The following is a 6,380-nucleotide window of genomic DNA, read 5'->3' as shown; positions in this document are numbered from 1 at the left end:
GTCCAGGACACTGTGACGCTGTCGCCGCAGCAGGCCGGGGCCCGGGCGGCCGAGGTGCTGGACGAGGTGCGGGGCGCGGTCGTGGGCAAGCCGGAGCCGCTGGCGCTGGTGATGCTGGGGATCCTGGCCGGCGGGCACGTGCTGATCGAGGACCTGCCGGGCCTGGGCAAGACGCTGCTGGCACGGTCGTTCGCGACCGTGCTGGGGCTGGACTTCCGGCGCATCCAGTTCACCCCCGACCTGCTGCCGTCCGATGTGACCGGGGCGCCGTTCTACGACCAGCGGTCGGGCGAGATGGTGTTCCGGGCCGGACCGGTCTTCACCCACCTGCTGCTGGCCGACGAGGTGAACCGGACACCGCCGAAGACGCAGGCGGCGCTGCTGGAGGCGATGGCCGAGTCGCAGGTGTCCGTGGACGGCAGCACGCGGGCGCTGCCCGACCCGTTCGTGGTGGTGGCGACGGCGAACCCGATCGAGTACGAGGGGACGTACACCCTGCCCGAGGCGCAGTTGGACCGCTTCCTGCTGCGGGTACGGATGGGATACCTCGCCGCGGTCGAGGAAGTCGGCATGCTGCGGGCGCGGGTGGCGCGCGCCGCGCCCGAGGCCCGGCTCAGGCCGCTGTCGGGGCCGGGCGAGGTGCTGGCGATGCGGGCCGCGGTGGAACAGGTCGAGGTGGACGACGACCTGCTGGAGTACGTGGTGGCGCTGGTGGGGGCGACCCGGGGGCACCAGCACGTGCAGGTCGGGGCGTCGCCGCGCGGCGGGCTGGCGCTGGTGCAACTGGCGCGCGCCCGCGCGGTCATGGCGCTGCGGGACTACGCGACGCCGGAGGACGTGAAGTCGGTGGCGGTGCCGGCGCTGGCGCACCGCGTCACGCTCAAGCCGGAGTTGTGGGTGCGGCAGATCGACGCGGACGAGGTGATTCGGGAGATCGTCGCGTCCGTGCCGGCGCCGCAGACCCTGCCCCGAGCCACCACCGCGTCATGACCGGTTGGCCGTCGCCCGGTGACGCGCCCAAGCCCGGCGGCCCCGGCAGCACCGGCGGCACCAGGGTGCGCCGGGCCCCGGCGGACCGGCGCGCGCGGGCCGTCGAACGCGCCCTGGGCGGGCGGCAGGCGATGGACAGCGGTGCCACCCACGCGCCGCCCGAGCCGCCACACGGCTGGCGGGTCGGCGAACGCGCCCTGGGCTGGAGCACGGTGGCCGTGGTCGGCCTGGCGGCCGCCCTGATCAGCGGCCACGCGTGGGTGCTCGCGCTCGCCGCGATCCCGCTGACGCTCCTCGCGGTGTCCCTGCCGCTCGGCCCCCGCCCGCAGCGGGTCGAGACCACCGTGCGGGTCGACGTGCGGCGCTGCTTCGAGGGCGAGCAGGTCACGGCCCGGATCGCCGTCGCGCACGATGGCACCGTCGGCCGGCTCGACCCCGGCGTCACCCTCGGCCACGGAGTGCGCCTGGACGCGCTCGCCGTCGGCCGCGCCCACCTCGAACTGCGGTTCACCGCCGAGCGCTGGGGCCGCTGGACGCTCGGCACCGTGGACATCGACCTCTACGACGCCGGGGGAGTGGCCCGCCGCACCGTGCGCGCCGACCTCGGCGAGGTGGCCGTCTTCCCGCTGCCGACCACGGCCGGGCTCACCCCGATCCCGGTCCGGCTGCCGACCCGGCTCGGTGAGCACGCCTCCCCGCAGCGCGGCGAGGGCATCGAGGTGATCGGCGTGCATCCGTACGTCCGCGGCGAGCGGCAGCGCCGGATCAACTGGCCCGCCACCACCCGGCGCGGGTCCCTGCAACTTCACCAGTTCGCCGCCGAACGCGCCGCCGACACCGTCGTGATGCTCGACGTCCTCGGCGACATCCGCGACCCGGCGACCGATCTGTCCTCGCTGGACGAGACCTTCCGCGCCGCCGCCGGACTCGTCCGCGCCTACCTGCGCACCCACGACCGCGTCGGCGTGGTCTCGGTCGGCGGCACCACCCGCTGGCTGCAACCCGGCGGCGGCGACGCGTACTTCTACCGGATCGTGGAGAGCGTGCTGGAGGTCCGCAAGGACTTCGGCAACCGGGGCGCCGGGCCGATCCGGCTGGCGCCGCGCGCGCTGCCCGAGGGCGCCCTCGTCTACGTCTTCACCCCGCTCGCCGACCAGCGCATCCTCGACGCGCTGCACCAGATCCGGGCCGGCGCCAACCCGATGGTGGTCGTGGAGATCCCCTCCGGCGACCCGATGGTCGAACCCGGCGACGACCGGGCGGCCATGGCGCTGCGGCTGTGGCGGGCGAACCGTCAGGCGATCCGGTTCGCACTGATCGAACGCGGTATCGCGCTCATCGCCCACCAGCCCGGCCAGACCCTCGACTTGGCGCTGGCGCCGCTGCTGCGCACCCGTATCCACGGAGGTTCCCGATGAGCCGCACGGAGGTGAGCCGTACGGCAGGCGGCCCCCGCGTCGCGCCGCTCGCCGTCCGCTGCCTGGGCACCGTGCTGATGGTGGCCGCTTGCGACCCGCCGGCCGTCGTGCACGGCTCCAAGCTGGCGATGGCGCTGGTGGTGGTGGCCGCGGGGCTGGGCTGGTGGGCGAGCCCGATGGTCGACGAGCGGCCCGCGCAGACGTCGATGCGGTGGCCCGCGCTCGCCGCCCGGCGCCGCGGCACCATCCTGGCGGCCGCCTCGATCGTCATCGCCGCCACGACCGACCCGCCGGTCTGGCTCGGCGCGTGCGTCGCGGTCCTGCTGCTGGCCTACCTGCTGCTCACCGACGCCTGGACCACCGGCGCCACCGCCCCCACCGGCCGACCCGAACCCGGCACGGCGCTGGTGACGGCAGCCGCCGGCGCGCTGGTGTTCCTCGCGGCCGAGGCGCCACTGGCGCACACCTCGTGGGCCCGGCTGGTCGCCGCGCTGGCCGTCGCCGCGACCACGACCTGCCTGGTGCTGGCCCTGCGCCACCGCGGCGGCGGCGCCCCGGTCGACCGCGGCGCGGCCGGCAAGGGGCCGGCGGCCGGCCGGTAGCGGGAGCAGCGGGGCACCGACGGCCCCGGTGGCGAACCGGCGGGGCGCCGCGCTGGAGCGGTTCAGCGGACGGTTCCCCGCTCACCAAGTCCCCCGCTGGCACAGCGTTTTCCGGGTGCTTTACCGTTTGACCCGCGCCATCCACCGGCGCCATCGCACCAGCAGCCAAGGGAGCAGGAATGAAGGACATCACGCCGGTCGCCGACGGCTGGGAACTGCGCCTTCCCGACCGCGGCAGCGTGCCCGCGCAGGTGCCCGGCTGCGTGCACACCGACCTGATGGCCGCCGGGGTGATCCCCGACCCGTATCTCGACCGCAACGAGACCGAGGTGGCGTGGGTCGGCCGCGCGGACTGGACCTACGAAACGGTGCTGCCGCCGCTCGCCGGCCCCGGCCACGAGCGCACCGACCTGGTCTTCGACGGGCTCGACACCGTCGCCGAGGTCCGGCTCGGCGGGCGCGTGCTGGGCACCACCCGCAACATGCACCGCGGCTACCGTTTCGACGTCACCGGCCACACGGACACCGGCGGCAGCAGCCCGCTCGCCGTCGCGTTCACCTCCGCCTACACCGAGGCCGAACGGGTCCGCGCGCTGGTCGGCGACCGGCCGAACTCGTACCCCGAGCCGTTCCAGTACCTCCGCAAGATGGCCTGCTCCTTCGGCTGGGACTGGGGGCCGACGCTGGTCACCGCCGGGATCTGGAAGCAGGTGCGCGTCGAGCGCTGGTCCACCGCACGGCTCGCCCGGGTGATCCCGCTGGTCACCGTCGCGGCGGGCACCGGCCGGGTCGAGGCCCGGATCGACCTGGAACGCACCCCCTCCGGCGCGACCCGCCCGCTGACCGTACGGCTGCGGGTCGGCGACAGCGTCACCGAGGCCACCGCCGCACCCGGCACCGACCACCTCACCGTCACCTGCGACGTGCCCGATGCCCGGCTGTGGTGGCCGCGCGGCTACGGCGACCAGCCGCTGTACGACTGCGAGGTGACCGTCCTGGACGGCGCCGCCCCGCTCGACGGCTGGCAGCGGCGGATCGGGTTCCGCACCGTCGAGTTGGACACCGCGCCCGACGCGCACGGCTCGGCGTTCACCCTGCTGGTGAACGGCACCGCGCTGTTCGCGCGCGGCGTGAACTGGATCCCCGACGACGTGTTCCCCAGCCGGATCGACGCGCTGCGCTACCGGACCCGGCTGGAACAGGCCGCCGACGCGGGCGTGGACCTGGTCCGGGTGTGGGGCGGCGGGATCTACGAGAGCGACGACTTCTACGACGCCTGCGACGAGTTGGGGCTGCTGGTCTGGCAGGACTTCCTCTTCGCGTGCGCGGCCTACCCCGAGGAGCAGCCGCTGCGCTCCGAGGTCGAGGCAGAGGCCCGGGAGAACGTCGCCCGCCTGGCCCCGCACCCCTCGCTGGTGCTGTGGAACGGCAACAACGAGAACCTGTGGGCCTTCCGCGACTGGGAGTGGGAGCCCGAACTGGCCACCGACTCCTGGGGCGAGGGCTACTACCTCGGCGTGCTGCCGCGGATCGTGGCCGAGACCGACCCGACCCGCCCGTACTGGGCCGGCAGCCCCTGGTCCGGTTCCTGGCAGCACCACCCCAACGACCCCGGCCACGGCACCGCCCACTCCTGGGACGTGTGGAACCGCACCGACTACACCGAATACCGCGACAGCGTGCCGCGGTTCGTCGCCGAGTTCGGATGGCAGGCACCGCCCGCCTACGCCACCGCCCGCCGCGCGATCGGCGACGAGCCGCTCGCACCCGACTCGCCCGGCATGCTGCACCACCAGAAGGCCGCCGACGGCAACGGCAAACTCGACCGCGGCTTGGCCCGCCACTTCCCGGTCCCGGCCGACTTCGACACCTGGCACTACCTCACCCAGGTCAACCAGGCCCGCGCCGTCGCCACCGGCATCGAGCACTGGCGCTCGCACTGGCCGCGCTGCGCCGGCACGATCGTCTGGCAGCTCAACGACTGCTGGCCGGTGACCTCATGGGCCGCGATCGACGGCGACGGACGGCTCAAGCCGCTCCACCACGAGCTGAAGCGGCTCTACGCCGACCGGCTGCTGACCTTCCAGGAGCGGGACGGCGCCTTGGTGCTCGCCGTCGTCAACCAGGCCGGGCAGGAGTGGTCCGGCAGCGTGCTGCTGCGCCGCGTCGCGGTCGACGGCGAGGTGCTCGCCGAGACCCGGGTGCCGTTCACCGCGGCCGCCCGCACTGTCGCCGACCTGCCGGTCCCCGAGCAGCTGCGGCCCGCCGCGGACAGTACGACGCAGCTGCTCACCGCCGACGCCGACGAGCTGCGCGGGTACTGGTTCCCCACGCGGGACAAGGACTTCGGGTACCCGCAGCCGCGATGGGACCTGGAGCTTGCCGTGCGCGCCGACGCCGACGCCGACGGTGGTGGTGGCCCGGACGGGTCCGCGCCCGCGGTCGAGATCACTGTCACCGCCCGCACACTGCTGCGCGACCTGCTGCTGCAGGCCGACCGGCTCGGCCCGGACGCGACCGCCGACCGCGGCCTGACCACGCTGCTGCCCGGCGAGAGCGTCACCATCACCGTCAGCGGATGGTCGCACCCCGCCGCCGAGGCCGCGGCCGCCGCCCTGCACACCGTCAACGCCGCGGTCGTACGGTAAGGGGGCCGTACGGTAGGGTCGGGCGCGGCGCCGCAGCGCCCCGCGACGAGCCGAGGAGGTGGGACCGATCAACCGCAGTACGACACACCGGTCGCTCCCACCGTACGGCCGCGCGCACTGACGTCGGCGTCACACAGCGACGGCATCGCCGGGGGAGCGCGGCACGCTTCCCCGAAAGGCACCGCACCCATGTCGGAACCCATCTCCCGCTCCCCGCAACCCCTTTGGCCGCGGACGGACGACGTCGTCACCGCACTGCGCACCGCCGGGTGCGTCTTCGCCGAGGAAGAGGCGAGCCTGCTCTTCTCGGCCGCCCGCACTTCGGACGAGCTGGCCGCCATGGTGGCGCGGCGCGCGGACGGTCTGCCCCTTGAACACGTGGTCGGCTGGGCCGAGTTCGCGGGGCTGCGGATCGAGGTCGACCCCGGTGTGTTCGTGCCGCGCCGGCGCACCGAGTTCCTCGTCGCCCGCGCTGCCGCACTGCTGCGCCCGGGCGCGGTCGTGCTGGACCTGTGCTGCGGGTCAGGGGCGGTCGGCGCCGCGCTCGCCGCTGCCGTACCCGGCGTCGAACTCCACGCGACCGACCTCGACCCCGCGGCCGTACGGTGCGCCCGCCGCAACCTCGTGGCCGTGGGCGGCCGGGTGTACGAAGGCGACCTCTTCGAGCCCCTCCCCGCCGGCCTGCGCGGCCGGGTGGACGTGCTCGCCGCGAACGTCCCCTA

The 6,380-nt window shown here is 74.8% G+C and carries 5 protein-coding genes; all 5 read left to right on the top strand.

Translation table 11 applies throughout. The features are described 5' to 3' along the window. The first annotated feature begins 12 nt into the window (after positions 1 to 12). Positions 13 to 990 (top strand): AAA family ATPase, encoded by a 978-nt coding sequence (locus AC13HU_RS29395; protein ID WP_483045005.1) that lies wholly within the window; start codon positions 13 to 15, stop codon positions 988 to 990. Next, on the top strand, positions 987 to 2,408 hold the full coding sequence (locus AC13HU_RS29390) for a DUF58 domain-containing protein (protein WP_483045004.1): 1,422 nt from the start codon (positions 987 to 989) through the stop codon (positions 2,406 to 2,408). The genes AC13HU_RS29395 and AC13HU_RS29390 overlap by 4 nt, the downstream gene beginning before the upstream one ends. Next, positions 2,405 to 3,010 (top strand): hypothetical protein, encoded by a 606-nt coding sequence (locus tag AC13HU_RS29385; RefSeq protein WP_483045003.1) that lies wholly within the window; start codon positions 2,405 to 2,407, stop codon positions 3,008 to 3,010. Before AC13HU_RS29390 ends, AC13HU_RS29385 begins: the two co-directional genes overlap by 4 nt. A gap of 179 nt (positions 3,011 to 3,189) precedes the next feature. Beyond that, positions 3,190 to 5,658, top strand: a complete 2,469-nt coding sequence (locus AC13HU_RS29380) for a glycoside hydrolase family 2 protein (protein WP_483045002.1) — start codon at positions 3,190 to 3,192, stop codon at positions 5,656 to 5,658. A gap of 189 nt (positions 5,659 to 5,847) precedes the next feature. Next, a partial coding sequence (locus AC13HU_RS29375; RefSeq protein WP_483045001.1) for a putative protein N(5)-glutamine methyltransferase occupies positions 5,848 to 6,380 on the top strand: 533 nt, incomplete at its 3' end.

This window comes from Streptomyces sp. NH27 (assembly GCF_056859195.1).
Note: the sequence above shows the minus strand (reverse complement) of the source record. Positions and strands in the feature narration are given on the sequence as shown.